General features: G+C 34.9%; 12 protein-coding genes. 4 read left to right on the top strand and 8 right to left on the bottom strand.

The features are described from left to right. The first annotated feature begins 219 nt into the window (after nt 1-219). Nucleotides 220-2,307: a peptidylprolyl isomerase gene (locus ABIQ27_RS09555; protein ID WP_348033655.1), complete on the top strand. Its 2,088-nt coding sequence runs from the start codon at nt 220-222 to the stop codon at nt 2,305-2,307. A gap of 291 nt (nt 2,308-2,598) precedes the next feature. Here ABIQ27_RS09555 and ABIQ27_RS09560 read toward each other — a convergent pair whose 3' ends face one another. From ABIQ27_RS09560 to ABIQ27_RS09595, 8 genes are all read right to left on the bottom strand, one after another. Further along, nucleotides 2,599-3,513, bottom strand: a complete 915-nt coding sequence (locus ABIQ27_RS09560; RefSeq protein ID WP_348033656.1) for a GYDIA family GHMP kinase — start codon at nt 3,511-3,513, stop codon at nt 2,599-2,601. 48 nt (nt 3,514-3,561) lie between these two features. Continuing rightward, nucleotides 3,562-4,878, bottom strand: a complete 1,317-nt coding sequence (locus ABIQ27_RS09565) for a hydroxymethylglutaryl-CoA reductase, degradative (protein WP_348033657.1) — start codon at nt 4,876-4,878, stop codon at nt 3,562-3,564. A gap of 60 nt (nt 4,879-4,938) precedes the next feature. Further along, complete coding sequence (locus ABIQ27_RS09570) at nt 4,939-7,725, bottom strand: AsmA-like C-terminal region-containing protein (RefSeq protein WP_348033658.1); 2,787 nt, start codon at nt 7,723-7,725, stop codon at nt 4,939-4,941. A gap of 118 nt (nt 7,726-7,843) precedes the next feature. Next, entirely contained in the window at nt 7,844-10,693 is a 2,850-nt protein-coding gene (locus ABIQ27_RS09575; protein ID WP_348033659.1) for an alpha-amylase family glycosyl hydrolase, read from the bottom strand. A gap of 67 nt (nt 10,694-10,760) precedes the next feature. Then, nucleotides 10,761-11,531 carry a SusE domain-containing protein gene (locus tag ABIQ27_RS09580; RefSeq protein WP_348033660.1) on the bottom strand — a complete coding sequence of 257 codons (771 nt, stop codon included), beginning with the start codon at nt 11,529-11,531 and terminating at the stop codon, nt 10,761-10,763. A gap of 16 nt (nt 11,532-11,547) precedes the next feature. Next, entirely contained in the window at nt 11,548-12,540 is a 993-nt protein-coding gene (locus ABIQ27_RS09585; RefSeq protein WP_348033661.1) for a SusE domain-containing protein, read from the bottom strand. Between the two features lie 27 nt (nt 12,541-12,567). Then, entirely contained in the window at nt 12,568-14,157 is a 1,590-nt protein-coding gene (locus ABIQ27_RS09590) for a RagB/SusD family nutrient uptake outer membrane protein (protein ID WP_348033662.1), read from the bottom strand. A gap of 10 nt (nt 14,158-14,167) precedes the next feature. After that, the gene (locus ABIQ27_RS09595; protein ID WP_348033663.1) at nt 14,168-17,122 is read right to left on the bottom strand and encodes a SusC/RagA family TonB-linked outer membrane protein; all 2,955 of its coding nucleotides are present in this window, start codon (nt 17,120-17,122) and stop codon (nt 14,168-14,170) included. A gap of 207 nt (nt 17,123-17,329) precedes the next feature. Between ABIQ27_RS09595 and ABIQ27_RS09600 the strand changes: the two genes are divergently transcribed. From ABIQ27_RS09600 to ABIQ27_RS09610, 3 genes are all read left to right on the top strand, one after another. Further along, complete coding sequence (locus tag ABIQ27_RS09600; RefSeq protein WP_348033666.1) at nt 17,330-18,367, top strand: LacI family DNA-binding transcriptional regulator; 1,038 nt, start codon at nt 17,330-17,332, stop codon at nt 18,365-18,367. Nucleotides 18,368-18,546: 179 nt separating this feature from the next. Continuing rightward, entirely contained in the window at nt 18,547-20,076 is a 1,530-nt protein-coding gene (locus ABIQ27_RS09605; RefSeq protein ID WP_348033664.1) for an MFS transporter, read from the top strand. After that, the coding region (locus ABIQ27_RS09610) for an HAD hydrolase-like protein (protein ID WP_348033665.1) at nt 20,069-20,507 on the top strand (439 nt) is incomplete at its 3' end. The genes ABIQ27_RS09605 and ABIQ27_RS09610, both read left to right, overlap by 8 nt.

Consider the following 20,507-nt stretch of genomic DNA (forward strand, 5'->3'; position numbering starts at 1 on the left):
AAAGAAATTCCACAAAAAGGCACTCAAATAACCATCGGAAACTTTCTATTTGTCATTGAACAGGCGACGAATAAGAAAATCGAATTGGTAAAAATGACCTTATTAGATTAATTTCTTAAAAAAAATCAAAAATTAGTTGAAATTATAACTGTGTGAGTATTATTATTTCACATATAATTGTATTTTCGCAAACTGAATTAAAAATTAACAAAAATAGAAATGGCAGTTTTATCAAAAATTAGAAATCGTTCGGGCTTACTTTTATTAGCGATAGGTTTTGCTTTATTAGCTTTTGTTGTACAAGATTTGTTTACAAAAGGTTTTAAAAGTTTGTCTACCGACGTAGGAAGTGTAAATGGGAAAGATATTTCTTTTGACCAGTTTAGAGTAAAAGTAGCAAACGTAGAAAAAAATGCTCAAGGTCAAAACATGACTTCAATGCAGGCTTCAACCCAGGTTTGGAATCAAGAAGTTCAAATTGCTTTGCTTACGGCTGAATTCGATAAATTAGGAATCCGTGTTGGTGAAAAACATATTGTTGAAGCATTCAAAGCAGATCCAAATATTGGTCAGAACCAAATGTTCTTAAATGCAGCTGGAAAATTTGACCTGAAAAAATTCAAGGATTATTTGAAAGGAATTCCTAACGGAATGCAAATGTTGAAAGAGCAGGAAGAAAATGCAGTTTTAAGAGCAAAGTATGAAATTTATAATTCTTTGATTAAAGGTGGAATGTATACCACTCAAACCGAAGGAAAATTCAAATACGAAGCAGAATCAAACAAAGTGAGTTTTGATTATGTAATGGTTCCTTTTTCTTCTATTAAAGACAGCGATGTAAAAGTAACTGATGAGGAAATCACTACTTACATGAAAACAAAAGAGAAAAAATTCAAATCGGAAGAATCCCGTGAGTTAGATTTTGTTTTGATTTCAGAAAAACCATCGGCAACTGATGAAGCTGATGTTAAAGGCAGAGTGAATGCTTTATTAGCTACGCACGTTGAATTTAAAGATGGTAAAAACGATACCATTCCAGCATTCAAAGATGCAACTGATAACGCTGATTATGTAAACGAAATTTCAGATATCCCTTTTGATTCATCTTATGTTTCAAAACAAGATTTACCAGCTGAAAGTGCTGAGCAATTATTTAATTTGCCTGTTGGCGAAGTTTTTGGTCCATACATGCGTGGTAATTATTACTGTTTGTCTAAAGGATTAGGAAGAAAATCCGGAGCGAAAGTAAAAGCAAGCCACATCTTAATCAGTTGGGAAGGAACAAAAGTCCCAAACAAAAAAGAGAAAAGAACAAAAGAACAAGCTAAAGCTAAAGCTGATGGTTTGTTAGCACAAGCTCAGGCAAATCCTGGAATGTTCATGATGTTAGCTATGTCTAACTCCGATGATTCATCTGCACAACAAGGTGGAGATTTAGGATATTTTGCTCCTGGTCAAATGGTAAAACCATTTAATGATTTTGCTTTCAATAATCCTGTTGGAAAAATTGGTTTGGTTGAAACAGAATTTGGCTACCATATTATCCAGGTAACTGACAAGCAGGATGCTGTTAAACTAGCAACTATTGCATTAAAAATTGAGCCTTCTGAAGCTACGAATGATAAAATCTATACACAGGCAACCAAATTCGAAATGGATGCTGCAAATAAAGATTTTACTGCATTGGTAAAAGAAGCAAAATTAACTGCAAGTCCGGCAGTAAGAGTAAAAGCAATCGATGAGACTTTTGGTACATTACCAAATCAAAGACAAATCGTAAAATGGGCTTTTGAAAGCGATACCAAAATTGGCAGCGTAAAAAGATTTGAAATCGTAAACGTTGGTCATGTTATTGCTAAATTAAAAAGCATTGCTCCAAAAGGATTGATGTCAGTTGAAGAAGCAAGACCACAAGTTGAGACAATCCTAAAAAACAAAAAGAAAGCAGCAAAAATACAGGCAAAAATGAAAGGCTCTTTAGCGGATATCGCTTCGAGAAACAAAGTTGCTGTTATGAACGCTGTAGATTTGACTGTTGAAAATCCAAATGTTCCTGGTGCAGGTTTTGAACCAAAAGTAGTAGGAATGGCATTTTCAACAAAAGCTGGTCAGGTTTCAAAACCAATTGATGGAAATTCAGGTGTATATGTAATCGCTACTAAAGTAGTTACCAAAGCACCGGCAATTCAGAAATATGATGATTTTGTTGCTAAAGTAAAACAACAGGCTGTTCAAAGTTCTGGAAGATTTATGCAGGCGTTGAAAGACGATGCCGATATCAAAGATAACAGAGCTGATTTTTACTAGTAGAAATCGCAATTGAAAATATAGAAACCCATTTCGTTAGAGATGGGTTTTTTGTTTAGATTTGTTTTGGAGATTCATTGTTGGCACGGATTACAAATCCGCGCTATCTGAATTAGATTTGACAACAAAATTAAATTCATAATAACTAAATAATTTATGAGAAAATTTATTTTCCTGCTATTCATATTATTTCTTACTGCTATAATCAGTTGTATGGATAATATTGATAATCACGAATTAAAAATCAAAAATTTAAGCAGATAGCGCGGATTTGCAATCCGTGAAATTGCACTACAATATCATCTCTTTATACGGAATCACAATCTCAAAACCTTTGCTTTTAAAATAATCGGTTGGGTTTTCTTTTGAGATGCTCATAACAAAATCACCGCCCCATGCACCCAAACTTTTTATCACACCATCAAAATCGGGGAACAACGCTTCTTTAGCGGTTGGCAATTCCAAGATATTACTCATCTCAATTTCGTGGTTTTGTAAAGCTTTGGCAAATTCCTTTGCTGTTGTAGCTTCAATTACCGTTTTTGTGATAGTGTTAATCTTTGTGACTGCATGCTGTACATTTCCTTGTCTGCTGTAATATGATGCAATTGCTGCTTTGCTGCTTTGTTTTTTATTCAGATAAACAAAAAAGATTTTGTCTGTAAAATCAGGATTGAAACTAATAGCTTCAACAACTGGTTTTTCATTTACAATCTGATAAAGAACCGGCGTGCAGTTTTGAGCGCAGGCAATATCATAGCCACTGCCTCCAAAACTTCTTTTTAATAGCTCAAACGCATCGATTTGCAGCCATTGGGCAATGTTGTTAATTAATGTAGAAGAAGTGCCCAAACCCCAGAATTTCGGAAATGTCAACTCTGTTTTAATATTATATCCTTTTTCATTGGAAATAAAATCAGCATTCATCAAATAGGCTTCGTGCAAAATCCCGATTAAAGTGTTCTTGATACTTTTAGCATCATCAAAACGTTCTTTTCTAATAATGGATGCAAACGGAATAGTATCTTCAAACCAAATGCTTCCATCGCTGTCAAAACTTTTCCAGTGAATGATTTTTCCATTGGCTGGTTCAATGATTAGATTTTGGCCAAACTTTGTTGGCAACGCAAAAGCTTTGGCGCCATCAAGTACCAAATATTCTCCTGTGATGAGTAATTTCCCGTTACTGTAAAAAGTTTGTTTCATCTTTATAAACCTAACCCTTGAAGGGTTTTGAACTCTTCAAGGGTTATTTTATTTTCTTAGTTTCTCAATAAACTCCACAACCGCCGAATGCGAAATGGAATTATTTTCAAAATGAGTTTTAATTATTTTTCGTTCTTCCGATGTCGTTTGAAACTGATTCAGAATATTATTGATATGCATTTTCATGTGACCTTCCTGAATTCCGGTTGTCGTTAATGAACGCAGCGCCGCAAAATTTTGCGCCAAACCAACAACGGCAACAATCTGCATCAATTCCTGAGCAGATGGTTTTCCCAGAATCTCCAAAGCCATTTTTACCAACGGATGTAACGAAGTCAAACCACCAACGGTTCCTAATGCTAACGGAATTTCCATCCAAAAGGTAAATATTCCATTTTCAATTTTGGCGTATGACAGACTCGAATATTGACCACTTCGCGAAGCATAGGCATGAACTCCGGCTTCGACAGCGCGGAAATCATTTCCTGTTGCCAGCACAACCGAATCGACACCATTCATAATTCCTTTGTTATGCGTAACCGCACGGAAAGGTTCAATCTCAGCAATGCGGACAGCTTGGATTAGTTTTTCTGCAAACTCTTGTGGGTTTTCTATTTTCTTTTCTGCCAAAGCTGAGACTTCACAGGAAACTTCGACACGGACAATACAATTCGGAACATAATTCGAAAGTATGCTCATGACAACCGTAATGTCACTTTCGGTTTCATTAAAATCAGCATAATTCTGAGCTTCTTCTTTTAGTGTTTTTGCAAATTGCTCCAAACACGAATTGATGAAATTGGCGCCCATGCTGTCTTTGGTTTCAAAAGTCGCATGCAGCTGAAAGTAATTTTCTAATTCTGCCGTTTTATTTCGAAGTTCCAAAGAGGTAATTCCACCGCCACGCTTTTGCATGTTTTTGGTAATGCTTTCTGTGGAAGCAATTAAACTCTCTTTTATAGTATTAAAAAATTGCTCAAGTTTGGTTGAATTTCCTTTGAACAGAAAATGAACCTGCCCTATTTTTTCGGTGTTTAAAACGGTTGCTTTGAATCCGCCTCGCGTGCTCCAAAACTTTGCCGATTTAGCTGCAGCAGCCACAACAGAACTTTCTTCAATGACCATTGGCACCGAATAATACTTTCCGTTAATTAGGAAATTTGGAGCAATTCCCATCGGTAAATAAAAGTTGGAAATCGTATTTTCTATAAACTCATCATGCAATTGCTGAAGCTTGGCATCGCTGTTCCAATATTGCTTTATCGTTGCAACGGCTTCTGCCGGATTGGCAAAATATTCATTTGCAATCCAATTGATTTTTTCTTCTTTTGTTAGTTTTGAAAATCCTGCAACTGCGTTATTCATGGTTTATTTTTTGAGTGGCTAAGTTACTAAGTAGCTAAGTTACTAAGTTTTTTAAGCTCTTTATTTTGTTGGTTGATTAGCTGGAGCTGGAGCCTGACCATCTTCATATTCGGTTTCTTTCAAATCTTCGGTTTGCTTTCCTAATTTAACTATTGGTTTGTCTTTTGTTCCGGTAACCTTAATCGGAATTCCAAACAGTCCAAATGGCGGCAATCCCAATCGCATTTTGATGTTTAAATTCCCGTTAAAGCTGGTTTGCCCTTCAATTCTTGGGCGGAAGCCGGCAACTTTGAATTTAAATCGTTCAATGTTTATGATGTTATTTTTGATCTTAGTTTTGATATCAACCTGAGATAAATCAGGGTTTTTCATAGCATCTTTTCCTGTTTTATTGCTTACGGCACCAAACATTTTAAAGCCTTTCATTTTAACTTTTTTGACAGAAAGCGTTCCGCCACCAACAAGCGATGGATAAATTGGCTGCATATTGCCATCCAATTTTCCTGCGACTTGGTAATCTAAAGAAATAATTCCTTCTGCATTTTCGGCAGCCGAAGCCATTTCACGGAATAGTTTTACTTCTTTATAAGCGCGTTTTACATCAAAGTCTTTGGCTAAAATTTTGAAATTAAAAGACGCTTTGTTTGGTGTTTCACTTCCATAAACAATATCCATTTTGACATTGCTTCCAATGACATCAAAACTGTTGTTTCTCATTATCAGTTTGCCTTTATTGATGAGCATGTTTCCGTTTAATTTTTCTAAAACTAAATCCTGGAAATTGACTTTATCCGCAACAGCGTGAAATTGCAAATCGAAATTACTTGGAATAACGATAACGCCTGATTCAACTGGCGCCAACGGTTTTGTATTCTCTTTAAGAATATCCGGAACGGCAGCTTGATTTGTTGAAGCCGACATAAACTCGTCACAATTTATATAACTCGATTGCAATGCAAAATTCCCTTTTAGAATCGCTTTATCTGTCAATACAAAATCGATTACGTTTTGCAGATAACCATTCATTTTGAAATCGGATTGACCATAATTCGCAACGAAATTATTGAAATTCATTTTGTCCTGATTGAAAATAAAAGTCCCTTCTTTTATGATGAATGCTTTTGGCAAATATTCGGAAGTGGTTTTAATGTTTCTCAAAATCAAAGTTCCACTATTGTGAAGGTTTTTATAGTTGCCTTTCATTGCATCATTTTGAGAACCTTTGAAACTAACATCAGCATTGACATAACCTTCTAAATCCAAACCTTTTCGGGAGAATACTTTATAGATTTTGGCAACATCCAATTCGCCTTTGGCTTTAATGTCGTAGTTGATATTGTCGAAATTCTTCAATTTGGCGTTGACAAAAATTGGCTTTCCTTCAAACTCAAATGAAGCTGGCGTAATGTTTATTTTTAAATCTTTGGTTGAACCTTCAGTATCTAAAATCGTTGCTAAAACATTAATGTTCTTTATTGGATTTGGATAATAAATGGATTTCACATAACCGTTTTTCAAAGAGATTTTTCCATTGGTTATTGGAATTTTATTGTGCTTTTTATCATAGATTCCATTGGATTTAATGTCCATATTCAAAACACCACGCAAATCCATATTTTGCAGACCAATAGCTTTGTTCATTTTTGCCAAATCAATTTTAGACGTAATTCGGGCGGCAATTTTTGGTTTTGATAATCCAACAGTTTTGACAATCGCTTTGAAATAATCTTTATCGACATTGAAGAAGATAGAATCGATATTTACCTGCAACTTTTCAGTATCAAGCGAAGGAAGTTTTGTGTCAAAATTCAAAAAAATATTCGATGCCGGAAATGGTGCATCGTTATAATTTATATAGCCGTCACGGATTTTCATATTGAAAGCCAAATCGGGTTTTTGGTTTTTGGAAGCGATGTATTTTCCTTTTAATGTCAAGAGTAAATCGGTGTTTCCTTTTACATTTGATTTGTCGAGCCAAGTCACATAATTTGGTGGCAACGCTGAGAAAAAATCTTTTAACTTGCTGTCTTCAGATTTGATATTGAAATCCATATCATATCCATTGCTCAGGAAATTAAATTTTCCTTTGAACTCAACAGGCAGTTTGTTTATTTTTAAATTATTTTGTTCAAATACAAACGCCAGTGAATTGGTGTTTATTTTGGTAATCAAATCGGCATTTACTTTTTTGTTTTTCAGATACTGTTCGCCATCATAAGTGAAGTCGAAATTTTCAATATCGGCTTCGGTATACAAATCAAAAATAGCTTTGTCTAAATCGCCATTACCAACATAATTAAAGCCATTCGCATCGATTAGCATTTTGGCTGATTTATCATCATAAACGATATGACTATCTTCGATTGTTATTTTTTCTAAGCGTAGAGACGATGAGCTTGAAGTATCTTTCTCGGTAGCTTTATCATCTGAATTATAGACATTATAATTGGCTTCTCCATTTTCATTGACTTTTACATTTATCAAAGCATTGGAAACATAAATCTTGTCGATGTTTACTTTTTTATCAAACAATAAAGACCTGATGTTGATTCCAAAAGCGACTTCTTTGGCAGAAAGCAAAGTTTCATTTTTATAGGGCGCAGAACCTTTTAGAGAGAAATCGGTAAGTGTTAATGTCAGTGACGGAAAGTGATTGAAAAAAGAAAGATTGGCTTCTTTAAAATTTAATTCTCCGTTTAATTTATTGTTGGCAAATGCTTTTACTTCTTCGGCGATTTTTCCCGGGAAAAGTATTGGTATTAAAAATAAAAGCAAAAGAATAAAACCAATGGTAATTCCTGTGATTTTTAGAATTTTAACTACAATTGATTTTGCTGGTTTCTTCATGCAACAAAAATAGTGTTCATTACGTTTAGAAAAAAATTTAAACCTTATTTTATGAAAGCAAAAAGCCACGCTTTTTAGGGCGTGGCTTTTAAAAAATTAATTATTACTAACTCTAACCTTATTGTTTAATTAATTTCATTGTTTTGAAATGATTATTTTCATCGGTAGCTTTTACCAAATAAACTCCTTTGTTTAAATCGGAAATATTATATTGGTAATCTTCCAATTGTCCTTCTTTGAAGGTTTTTACCAATTGCCCTGTTATTGAAAAAATTTCTACACTTGCTTTATCGGCATTGATGGTAAAATAATTCGATGCCGGATTTGGTGCCAATGCAACAAATTCCATTGGATTAAAATCTTCAACTCCAAGAGCGGTTTGATTTCCGTAAATTCTGAACTGACCTGCGCCCAAACTGATAGCTGCAGAAGCACTTGATATGGTTGTTGATGTATTATCCATCAAATTATACCAGGTTCCTGTATAAGGAAAATCGGGAACTATGTTTGCAGTTGAAGTTCCAAAATTTGCCAAGATCACAACGTTTTTCAATTGGCCTGCTGGCAAGGAATTATCATAAACATAAACTCTTTGCAATAAATTATTCCCATTAGGGCTAACGGCATAGCTTCCATTAAAAACGACATTGCTCTTTTTAAGGTCAATCATTTTAGCCCAATTATTGTAAACCGCTGCACGTGTTGGAACTCCCAACCAGTTGTTGACCCATTGAGGTTGCGGTTTAGTTGCTAATTTACAATCTCCGGCTGTAGCATCTACCTCAGTATTTATTGAATTATCCGTACAGGTATAAATTGAACTATTCATTCCCAAATCAGCAAAATGCCAAATCATTTTTGGCCCAGGCACTAATAATGAAATAGCTCCCACAGCTGACATTCGGGTTAAACAGTTATTCAGACTTCCAACAGGAGGATTTGTTCCAGACCCTAAACCATAGGTTATTCCAGAGTACATCAATCTATCTTTATCGTGACTTTCAGGATAACCCATTAATCTTTTTGCTGTAAAACCGTGAGCATCACTACCTATGCGGGATATATCAGCTCCGGTTGTATAACCTTCCATTAATTGTGAATAAGCATACGTCATTTCTCCCCACATCATTACTCCTTTACTCGGTGTTTCTGCGATTCTATAATTAGCCCATTGTTGTTCTTCGCTGTCAATTCCTAAATGTTCAAATATCACATAATGATAAGGGTCTAATGACCAGGAATAATCTGCGTACTCTTTTAAAATAGCAACTCTGTCTGCTTGATACGCATTAGTACATGTATCATTCCCGGCAGAACAAGCCTGGGTAAATCCTTTGGTTAAATCCCAACGGAATCCATCAATTTTGAATTCTTCAACCCATTGTTTTATTACTCTTTTTACAAAATATTTAGTGTATGCCGATGAATGATTAAAATCATTTCCTACTCCGTAACTGTGTTTAGCCACCGTATTGAAATAAGGATTATCAGTAGCAGGAGCACCATATCCTGTATTAGTTGGGTCATTTTGCCACATTCTTACCATAGGGCATCTGCCAAAAGCGTGGTTTAAAGCAATGTCAAGAACAACTGCAATTCCATTTTGATGACATAAATCAACGAATTCCTGCAATTTTGCTTTTGATCCATAGAATTTATCTAAAGCCATATGAAATGCGGTGTTATAACCCCAGCTTTCATTTCCTTCATATTCCATTATCGGCATTAATTCAATGGCATTAACTTTTAGGTTTTTAAAATAATCTATTCTATCAATTAATGACTGATACGTTCTGCTTGCATCAAAATCTCTGATTAAAACTTCATAAACCACTAAATTATCTTTACTTGGTTTAACAAAATTGGTAGTAGCACTACTCCAGTTGTATGGTGTCTGCCCCGTTTGTAAAACCGTTACTTCGTACTGTTGTCCGGCTGGATAAGCAGGTAAACCCGGATAATTAGCTGCTGGTATACCTGAATCATCATAAGGTGAAAGTACCAACGTTGAATAAGGATCAGCCACTTTTACAAATGACTGAGAATTTGTTGTAGGAGTTTGATCTACTACCCAATACTGATAAGTATTAGTTGCGCCAGAAACAAGCCCTGTTAGTTGCAACCAAAATTTACCTGAAGTAGGATCCTTTTTCATGGCATAATTTGTATCAGGCACCCAATTGTTAAAGCTACCTGCAACATATACAAAATCTTTCCCCGGAGCAGTTAAAACAAGTGTAGCCGTTGAAGCGTCTGATGCATTATAATTTATACCATCTTCAAGTCCGGCTCCCAATGCTTCATTTACTGTAGTTGGAACTACAATTACATTAAATCTTTTAGAAAATGTTGTTACTCCTTGTGTTATTTGCAACACATAATTTTTATTGCTTGTTATTCCATTGTCGGAATAAGAATATGAAGTTCCGGTTGAAGTATTTATACTTACTCCGTTTGCCAATAGATTATAATCAGCAGTACCATTGCTATTACTAGCTGAAATAGATAGATTTTGTCCAGAATTGATAATCGTTGTAGTATTTTCAGATGGTGTTACCAATGTTGATTGAAAAGCTCCAACATTTAAAAATGTATCGGTTGTTTGTGCGCTTCCGGCTGCGTTTCTTAATACAACACAAATCTGAGTTATAGAACTGGTTACAGGAACTCCAAAATAAGTATATAAATCAGGACTCATTGTTAGCGAATAGGTTGTACCCGAAACAAAAGTTAAAGCAGGTTGAGTTGTATTATTACCCCATGTTCCTTTAACACCTGTCCACTGAACTCCATCAACTGTCAAACCAATATGGGCATAAATTATTCCTGCATAAGCGGCTAACGGTGTACCCGTTTTATTGAAATTAAGAGTTACAACACCTGTAGCGATTGCCGGAGAAGGTGTCGTAGTTATTTGTGAAAAGCTTATTGTTGAAACAAATAAGAAAAGTAAAATAAATTTTTTCATAGAATTTTATTTTGTAGAAAAAGGCTATTCAAAAGAATAGCCTTTTATCATTTAATTTAAAATATAACTATTGTAGCGTAATAGTATACGATGTTGGCGCCATGCCACCCACACTCGAAGTACTAAAATTAGCAACAATTAGATAAGTACCACTAACAGCTACCGGAATATCTGCTCCATTACCTTCTAAAGTTAAATCATTACCATTATCTCCAAAATTTACTGACCAGCCATCATCTAATCTGAATTTGAATGCCTGACCACCAATTAATGGCATTGTAATAGAATACAAATGCGAAGATAAGCTATAATCCATATTAGTGTCTGAATCCCAACCTGTAGGTGTAGCGCTACCGATAATACCCCAGTTAGGCCATGCCGGATAAGGCGTCAGATTTAGAGTGACAAAATTTGATGCTTGTGCCATACTTCCAAGGCTACCAACGGTAGATTTTATACGCACATCGACTGCGCTTGAAACAAATGGTGCAAGACCAGCATCTAAAGCTGCAGTATTTAATTCACCAACTGTAAATGTTTTAAATTTATTAGTTGTAGTTGCTACAACTGTCGGTGATGCAAAGTTAGTTCCTGCTTCTGCAAATTCAATGCTGTAATTTACAACTGTTTGAGTACCATTGTAAGCAGCATAGTCCCATACAACTGTAGTAGCAAGATCATTTGGAAAATCATGATTCAGTACTAAATTAAGAGTTGTTGGTGATTTTAAAACTGGTGCCGCATTTTCAGACACTGACTCTCTATCCTGAACATCATCTGTACAAGATATAGCGCCAATGCTAATAAAAGCAATTAAAAGTCTAAGACTATTTTTCATATTTATATCTTTTAAATTATAATTGTGTAATTGTATACGTTAATCCTGTAAAATCTGTAGTAATATAATAAGTACCTGCAGTTGTGATAGGAATATTAGCACCGCCGTTATCTAATGATAAATTATTACCGTCATCGCCGTAATTTGTTCCCCAATCATGATTTAGCCTAAATTTAAAAGCTCCAACACTCATGTGCATAACTATTGAATATTTAAGGGTTACCGGATTATAATCCATAAGAGTATCAGAACCCCAGCCAGTTACTGTAGCATCTCCAATAATACCCCACGCGTCAACAATTGGCGTTATAGTGTAGGTATGATTAGTGAAATCTGCTACAATGGTATAATTTCCTGCTGCTACAGGTATATTAGCTCCACCTGCCTCAAGAGAAAGGTTATTGCCATCATCTCCATAATTGGTTGTCCAGCTATTGTCTAGTCTAAACTTAAGTTCACCACTTGTCAAACCTAATGAAATAGAATAAGTACCCGTCATTGGATTATAAGACATCGCAGTACTGTTGTCCCAACCTAGTGGAGTAGCACTACCAATAATACCCCAGTTTGGCTGGTATGGTGTAACTTTTAGAATGAATGAATTTGAAGCTCCAGCAGAAGAACTGACGCGAACATCCATTAGACCTTCAACTAAAGGTGCTAAACCTAAATTTTTTGCTGCAGCATCTAAAGTACCAACGGTAACATCTAAAAAGTGTTCAGTTGTTGTTCCTAAAGCTATAGGTGTAGCAAAATCAGTTCCTGAAACTGCAGCTTCGACAGTATAAGTTTCAGTAGTTCCTGTTGGATTTGCAGGATCTGTCCAAACAAAAGTAGTAGCCAAGTCATTTAATTTGGTTCCATCGACTATGATGTTAAAACTTGAATTTGGCACAAGTAATTTCAAATCTGTATCAGATGTAAGAGATCCGGTCTCCTGAACATCCTCGGTACACGAAAATGATATTATACTTATAAAAGCTATTAATAATTTAATTGAGTTTTTCATATTATTTATATTTATATAAATTATTTCCTAATACCCTGGATTCTGGGTTAAATTAGTATTTGATTTAATCGAGTTATCAGGAATTGGAAATACTTTCAGATTATCTGAAATAGAAGTTCCATTCAAACTGTTTCCTTTCCAGGCCCAGTTATAACCTGTAGTATATTTTCCGAAACGGATTAAATCTTGTCTTCTGTGTGCTTCCCAATGTAATTCTCTTGCTCTTTCGTCTAATATAAATGCTAAGTTAGCAGAAGCTACCGGAGAACCATTTGCTCTTGTTCTTAATGCATTGATATATCCTAAAGAAGTTGCATCAGCATTTGGCGTTGCGCTTGAATTTGTTGCTCCGTCTTTTCTCATTTGTGCTTCAGCATACATAAGATAAACATCTCCTAATCTAAAAAGAGGGAAATCGGTATCAACAAAAGTTGAGTTAGAACCTGCAACACCAGTAGATGATTTATTCGAGAATTTTGACAATATGTATCCTTGACTTTGAGTAGAAATATTTGCGATATCTATTGGTCTTGATCCTGCATAAATAGTATTTCGGGTATCATTTGCAAATTCAGCGCCATCAAATTTCTGAACAAATTGTTTTCTAAGTCTCAAAGCTCCTCCCCAACCGCCGACACCAAGGTCAGAACCGTTGTTTTCAAGTGAGCCAACTTCTCCATTTACAATAACTGTAGTTGCCCCATAGTTTTGAGTAACTTGACCATCTGACTGAAGACTAAAAATCATTTCAGAAGAAATATTATTATCAGCTGTGAAATTATTTAGATAATTTGTGTTTAGAGTATAGCCTCCAGCAATTACATTATTACACTGTGTCATACACTCAGTATATTTTGCAGTTCCTGTATATACTTCTGAATTTAAATAAATCTTAGCTAAAATCATTTGAGCTACAGCTTTATCAACTCTACCATACTCATTTGTTCTTGCTTCTTTCAAATCCGGGATAATAGCATTTAATTCACTTTCAATAAATGTGAATAATTGTGCTCTATCGTATTGTGGACCAGCAAAATTTACAGGGTCATTTTCAGTAATGAATGGTGCTTTTCCAAACAAATCCATCATATCATAATAGGCTAAAGCTCTTAAAACTCTCACTTCCTGTCTGTACAAGGCAATGTCAGCGACATCAGTTGGATTTGTAATTCCTCTTGCAGCTAATTTTTCAGGTGTTGATTGTCTTAAAAAGTCATTTGCTATTGCTATTTCAGCCATAGTTCTACTGAACATCCCTAATAAAATTGGGTTTGCTGAAGTCCAGGTATTTCTTTGCAATTCGGCAACTCCTTCGTCACCTTCATAGCTCCAAACTACCTCATCGGTCGTCAAATCCTGTAAATACCACAAGCATCTACCATACTGACTAGTTCCCGCATCGATTCCCGATAGGAAAGACGAACCTGCATCACCAGTACCAGTCAATGATAAATTACCATAGACTCCGGCTAATGCTTGTTTATACCCCTGGGCTGTCGAAAATAAAGCTTCTGCAGAATTAATTGTTGCATCTGAAGAAACTACATCCATGTCGCCTGTACAAGACTGAAGTCCTGTTAACAAAGCGAGAGATAAAATTAATGTTACTTTTTTCATATTTTTTTTTTTAGAATTTTACGTTTGCTCCAAATAATAGGGAGCGTTGTCTTGGATATATTGCAGTGTCAATTCCATTTTTATCAACTTCAGGATCTAAACCGCTATACTCCGTAATTGTAAATACATTTTGACATCCAGCAAATAATCGCAAAGAAGCTTTACCTTCTAACCATTTAGGGAATGTATACCCTAACGTAATGTTGTCCATTTTTAAATAAGAGCCATTTTCAACATAAATATCTGACAAAGGCAATTTACTATCTGATTGCGTTACAAAATCAGTGTCTAATACTGATGTAGGAATATTACCCAGTGCATTTCCTGTGTCTAAATGTTGGTATTGTGCTCTACCTGCATTTACTGCATTAAACACTCTATTTCCCAAGCTAGCTCTTAAATTAAAAGAAAAATCAAGATTCTTGTAGTTCATACTAGATGCAAAACCAAAGGTTGCTTTAGGAGCGTTATTTTTGTAGATATATTTATCAGATGCATTGATAATACCGTCTCCATTTAAGTCAGCATAAGCTCCTTCAATTGGTTTACCAGCATTATCATATAATTGTTGATACACGAAAAAAGAATAAGGTGCATATCCTTCTCTGAATAGTTGAGCCTGAGTACCTGTACCGGTAATATTCTCACCAACTCTAATATCAGCATTATTAATTAACTCAGTAATTTTTCTGTCGAAATGTGTAACGTTGAAATTAACATTCCAATTAAAATTTTCAGATTTAGCAACATCTGCACTTAAACTAAACTCAATTCCCTTTGTTGTAAAGCTTCCAATGTTTTGATATACAACATTTGAAAAGTTACCTCCATCAGGCACTGGACCGTTAACTAACAGGTCTTTTGAATCTTTATAAAACACATCAACCGAACCGGTTAATCTGTCTTTAAAAAAGCCATAATCAAGACCTGCGTTATAAGTTGTAGTTTCTTCCCATTTAATACCAGGATTATAAGCTGTAGAAACTGCTATTGGAGTTGGTGATGTACCAAAAAAGTACTGAGAAGAACCACTTCCGGTTACATAACTTTGTAAATAAACTGTTGCATTATCCTGACCAATATCCTGTTGCCCGGTTACACCCCAGCCTAATCTTAATTTCAAATCAGATAACGTATTGTTTTCCTTGAAAAAATCTTTTTTGATTTTCCATGCAAAAGCTGCTGCCGGGAAATTTCCATAACGATTATCTTTTGCGAATCTTGATGATCCATCTCTTCTATATGACAATGTAAATAAATATTTATCGTCATAGTTAAAATTAGTTCTACCAAAGAAACCAAGAGTTACTACCGGTGTTTTAGAACGGGTTTGAGGGAAACCTGTTGGTCCTGTAGTAGCTAAATTTGGATCAAATCTATTTCCTGTTACATAAGTTCCACTTTCATATTTTTGGTAAGAGTAACCTGCAGTAGCATCAAAAACAGTTTTCCCAAATGTTTTGTTGTAAACTAAATAAGAATCGAATAATTTAGTTTTTCTGTTTGATGTTGAAAATTCATTTGTTCCGTATGGGATATTATTGTTTTGTCCTGATGACGCTGCCTTATTGCTAACTCTTTTGCTTCTGCTTCCATTACCTTCATCATAACCTGCATTTACTACAACTCTAAGATCTGGAAAGAAGTGAAGCTTGTAATCAAGTTCTACGTTTCCAAAAACTCTGTCGTATCTACCGGTATCAAAAGTTTGCAACAATTCAGCAACAGGGTTTCTTGGAGTCTGAGTAATCAGCTGATTAGTTGCTGTATTGTAATATTCATGAAATCCTCCATAAGGAGAAGCCGCATCGTAAACTGGTTGTGTTGGGTCATAATTAATTGCAGAACCTTCAACGGCATTTGCAAAACGATTTATCTCATTTGAGTAGTTTGCATTAATTCTAAACTTTAAATGGTCTTTAAACATTGAAGGGTTTAAAGCCAATCCAGCTGTATTTCTATTGAATGAATTTGTCAGTCTTAAACCTTCCTGATATGTGTTCCCAATAGTTAAACGAGAAGGAATTGCATTGAAAAGATTTCCTCTTATAGAAATATTATTATCAACATAATCTGTTCTTCTGTATATTTCATTTTGCCAATTAGTATTTGCAGTACCTAATCTGGAAACTAAACCTGGATATTTATCCGTAACAAGTGCTCTAAAGTCATCAGCACCAAAAACATCAACTGTTTTTACTACTCTACCTGAACCATATTGAAAATTGTAATCAACGGCTAGTTTTTTGCTTCCTTTTTTAGTTGTAATAAGTATTACACCATTAGAAGCTCGCGAACCATAAATTGCAGTAGCAGAAGCATCTTTCAATACTGAAATAGACTCAACTGTACTTGGGTTAAGAGAAGCCAGGAAAGAAGTTGAACCTGTTCCTGTATTATTATCAAGAGGCAATCCATCAATAACAATTAATGGATCATTAGAAGCATTTAATGACGAACCTCCTCTAATTCTAATCTCTGAACCTGAACCTGGTGCGCCTGTAGTATTAATAGTAACACCAGCAACTCTTCCACTTAATAAATTCTCTGTTGTCACGTTTGCTCCTTTATTAAAATCTTTTGCAGATAATAAGGCTACAGAACCTGTGGCATCTTTTTTCTTAACAGATCCGTAACCAACCTGAACCACTACTTCCTGTAGTTGGTTGGCGCTTTCATTTAAGCTAATAATTACAGATTTTTGACTTGAAAAATTAATCGTTTGCGAGTCATAACCAACAAAAGAAAAGACAACTTTGTCTCCGCTTTTTAGTCCCGCTAACTGAAATTTTCCGTCAAAATCAGTTGAGGTGCTGTTTTGTGCACCTTGAACAGTTACGTTCACTCCTGGCAGCGATTGATTAGATTTACTATCAACTACAGTTCCGCTTAAAGTGCTCTGAGCCAGGGCACCAAAAGGCAATAATAGGAATAAAAATAACAACTTTTTGTAAATTGTTTTCATACATTTTGTTTAGGTTAAAAAATAATTTTGTGCTTATACTTAGACTTCGAATGTTAAATTTATGTAAAAATTCCAATTTACATAATAAACAGCTGTTAAAAGTGCTTCGAAAACGTTTGCGTGTTGAAAACTTTTTAGTTTTTATAATTAATTAACACTAAAATTGATAGAATAAAAAATATCATATACCTTTATTCAGAAATTAGTATTTATCAAATTCTCAACATGAAAAGAAAAGTAACGCTAAAGCAGATTGCCAAAGAACTAGACGTATCAATATCAACCGTATCCAAATCGCTGAAAAACAGCTTAGAAATCAGCGAAGACACCAGACAAAAAATACAGGCATTTGCTAAGTTATATAACTACAAACCAAACAATATTGCCCTGAGTTTAAAAAACAGGAAAACAAAGACAATTTGTATTATTATTCCTGAAATTATTCATCATTTTTTTGCAACGGTAATTAGTGGTGTCGAAAACGTTGCTAATGAAAATGGTTATAATGTTCTCGTTTGCTTGTCTGACGAATCATTTGACAAAGAAGTAATTAACATGGAAATGTTAGCCAATGGAAGCATTGACGGCTTTATCATGTCGCTGTCAAAAGAAACACAACAGAAGAAAGATTTTCATCATATTGTTGAAGTTATCAATCAGGGGATGCCGGTTGTAATGTTCGACAGAGTTACCAATGATATTTTATGTGACAAAGTAATCATCGACGATAATTTAGCTGCCTTTAATGCAACTCAATTTCTTATCGATAAAGGATTTAAAAAAATAGCTTTAATAACAACCGTTGATTATGTAAGTGTTGGTAAATTAAGAACTCAGGGATATATTAAGGCTTTAAAAAACAACGATATAAATGTTGATGAGAATTTAATCCTGAAGATTGAAGACACTGAAAATTTTGAATCTCTAATCGAAAACTTACTTGTTAATAATAAACTCGATGCTGTTTTTGCAGTAAACGAAATTTTTGCGGTTACTGCAATAAAATTAGCCCGAAAATTAAATATCAAAGTTCCGGAAGAACTTTCCATAATTGGTTTTACCGACGGAATTATTTCAAAATATTCTACTCCAAGCATATCAACAGTCAGTCAAAACGGAATCAAAATGGGTGGAAAAGCTGCAAAGATGCTTATTGAAAGACTCGAGGCGGAAGATGAGGAAGACGAGCAATACAGCACTGAAGTCATCGAAACCGAATTGGTAGAAAGAGAATCCACAACTTAGTTATCAACAAAAAAACGTTTTCGTAACTATCTGCCTGCATTTTTTTTTCAGAAAACCAACACAATTTAAATTCTTTGTTATCTTTACGACAATTATCAAAGCTTGTACTTTTACTTCGAACTAAAATAAGTTTTGATAAGCACATCGCTTATCGTATTATAAATCATTAAATTACGATAATGGAAAAACGTAAATTAGGTTTCTGGCAAATCTGGAACATGAGTTTTGGATTTCTGGGGATACAAATGGGTTTTGCCCTGCAGAATTCAAACGTTAGTAGAATATTCCAAACTTTAGGCGCAAACATTGATGACATCCCAATTCTTTGGGTTGCCGCACCTTTAACGGGTTTAATCATTCAGCCAATTATTGGTTATTTCTCAGACAGAACCTGGACAAGACTTGGCCGAAGAAAACCTTATTTTCTTGCCGGTGCCATTTTAGCTTCTGCAGCTTTATTCATAATGCCCAACTCACCTGTTTTATGGTTTGCCGCTGGAATGTTATGGATAATGGACGCTTCAATTAATGTTTCAATGGAACCTTTCCGCGCTTTTGTAGGAGATAATCTTCCGGAAAAGCAACGCACTATGGGTTTCGCAACTCAAAGTTTCTTTATCGGAATCGGTGCTTATGTAGCTTCAAAATTGCCTTTGATTTTAACTCATTTTGATGTTAAGAACACAGCACCTCTCGGAATCATTCCTGATTCTGTAAAGTATTCATTCTATATTGGTGGCGTAGCATTTATAGTAACCGTTCTTTGGACTGTACTTACTTCAAAAGAATATTCGCCTGAAGAAATGGAAGCTTTTGAAAAACATACCGAAAAAACATTCAAAAAAGAAGCGCATTCTCCGGAATGGTTTTCTAAAAACGGAAAATCTCATTTATTAAAAGGCCTGATTTTTTTAGCTGTTAGTATTGCATTTTCATTTTTGATTTATGAACAAGACTTAAAGAAAGATTTGTATGTACTTTCTCTTGGTATGATTGGTCTTGGCGGATTAGCGATGACTATTTCCGGATTGATGCAGAAAGCTAATAATGTTGAAAATGGTTTTGTAACAATTATGAATGATTTTCAGTTCATGCCAAAAATCATGAAACAATTAGCCTGGGTACAATTCTTCTCTTGGTTTGCACTATTCTCAATGTGGATTTACACAACTTTGGCTGTTACACAACACATTTACGGAACAACAGACACAACATCGGAAGCTTACAACACTGGAGCAAATCAGGTGGGCGAAATGTTTGCGAATTACAATTTGATTGCCGCAATTGCTGCTTTCTTATTGCCTTTATTAGCAAAATACACCAGTAGAAAGTTCACTCATTTCTTAGCATTAGTATTAGGTGGATTTGGACTGATTTCCATTTATTTCATCAAAGAACCTACAACTTTCACAATGGAATGGCTACCAATGATTGGCGTTGGAATTGCATGGGCTAGTATCTTATCAATTCCGTATGCTATGCTTTCCGGAGCATTACCTTCTAGTAAAATGGGTTATTATATGGGAGTTTTCAACTTCTTTATCGTAATTCCGCAATTGGTTGCTGCTTCAATTTTAGGGTTTTTAGTTTCTAAATTCTTTAACAGCGAACCTATTTATGCCCTTTTGATTGGTGGCGTTTCAATGATTCTTGCCGGAATCATATCGCTTACCATAAATGACAAATCGAAAATTATAATTAATGAATAAAAAAGCATTCATATTCGACCTAGACGGCGTTATTGTTGACACCGCTAAATACCACTTTATTGCTTGGCAGAAAATTGCAGCAGAATTGGGAATCGAATTTACACCCGAACACAACGAAGAATTAAAAGGAGTTAGCCGCGTGCGCTCTTTAGACATTATTTTGAAACTTGGAAATATAGAAGCTTCACAAGAAAACAAAAACAAATGGCTTCAGCAAAAAAACGAAAATTACCTTTCCTATATTGAACACATGGATGAAACAGAAATCCTTCCTGGTGTAATCAATATATTAAATTATATAAAAGAAAAAAATCAACTAATCGCTTTAGGATCAGCCAGTAAAAATGCCAGACCTATTTTAGAAAAAGTAAAAATATTACATTTATTTGACGCTATTGTTGACGGTAATGATGTTACTAATGCGAAACCGG

Origin of the sequence: Flavobacterium sp. (assembly GCF_039916025.1) — a bacterium.
GTDB lineage: Bacteria > Bacteroidota > Bacteroidia > Flavobacteriales > Flavobacteriaceae > Flavobacterium.

Coding starts and splice junctions, on each gene's coding strand:
- ABIQ27_RS09565 (WP_348033657.1), bottom strand. CDS start 4,878: ATGAATAACGCAGTTGCAGGATTTTCAAAACTAACAAAAGAAGAAAAA.
- ABIQ27_RS09590 (WP_348033662.1), bottom strand. CDS start 14,157: ATGAAAAAAGTAACATTAATTTTATCTCTCGCTTTGTTAACAGGACTT.
- ABIQ27_RS09580 (WP_348033660.1), bottom strand. CDS start 11,531: ATGAAAAATAGTCTTAGACTTTTAATTGCTTTTATTAGCATTGGCGCT.
- ABIQ27_RS09570 (WP_348033658.1), bottom strand. CDS start 7,725: ATGAAGAAACCAGCAAAATCAATTGTAGTTAAAATTCTAAAAATCACA.
- ABIQ27_RS09575 (WP_348033659.1), bottom strand. CDS start 10,693: ATGAAAAAATTTATTTTACTTTTCTTATTTGTTTCAACAATAAGCTTT.
- ABIQ27_RS09595 (WP_348033663.1), bottom strand. CDS start 17,122: ATGAAAACAATTTACAAAAAGTTGTTATTTTTATTCCTATTATTGCCT.
- ABIQ27_RS09555 (WP_348033655.1), top strand. CDS start 220: ATGGCAGTTTTATCAAAAATTAGAAATCGTTCGGGCTTACTTTTATTA.
- ABIQ27_RS09585 (WP_348033661.1), bottom strand. CDS start 12,540: ATGAAAAACTCAATTAAATTATTAATAGCTTTTATAAGTATAATATCA.
- ABIQ27_RS09560 (WP_348033656.1), bottom strand. CDS start 3,513: ATGAAACAAACTTTTTACAGTAACGGGAAATTACTCATCACAGGAGAA.
- ABIQ27_RS09605 (WP_348033664.1), top strand. CDS start 18,547: ATGGAAAAACGTAAATTAGGTTTCTGGCAAATCTGGAACATGAGTTTT.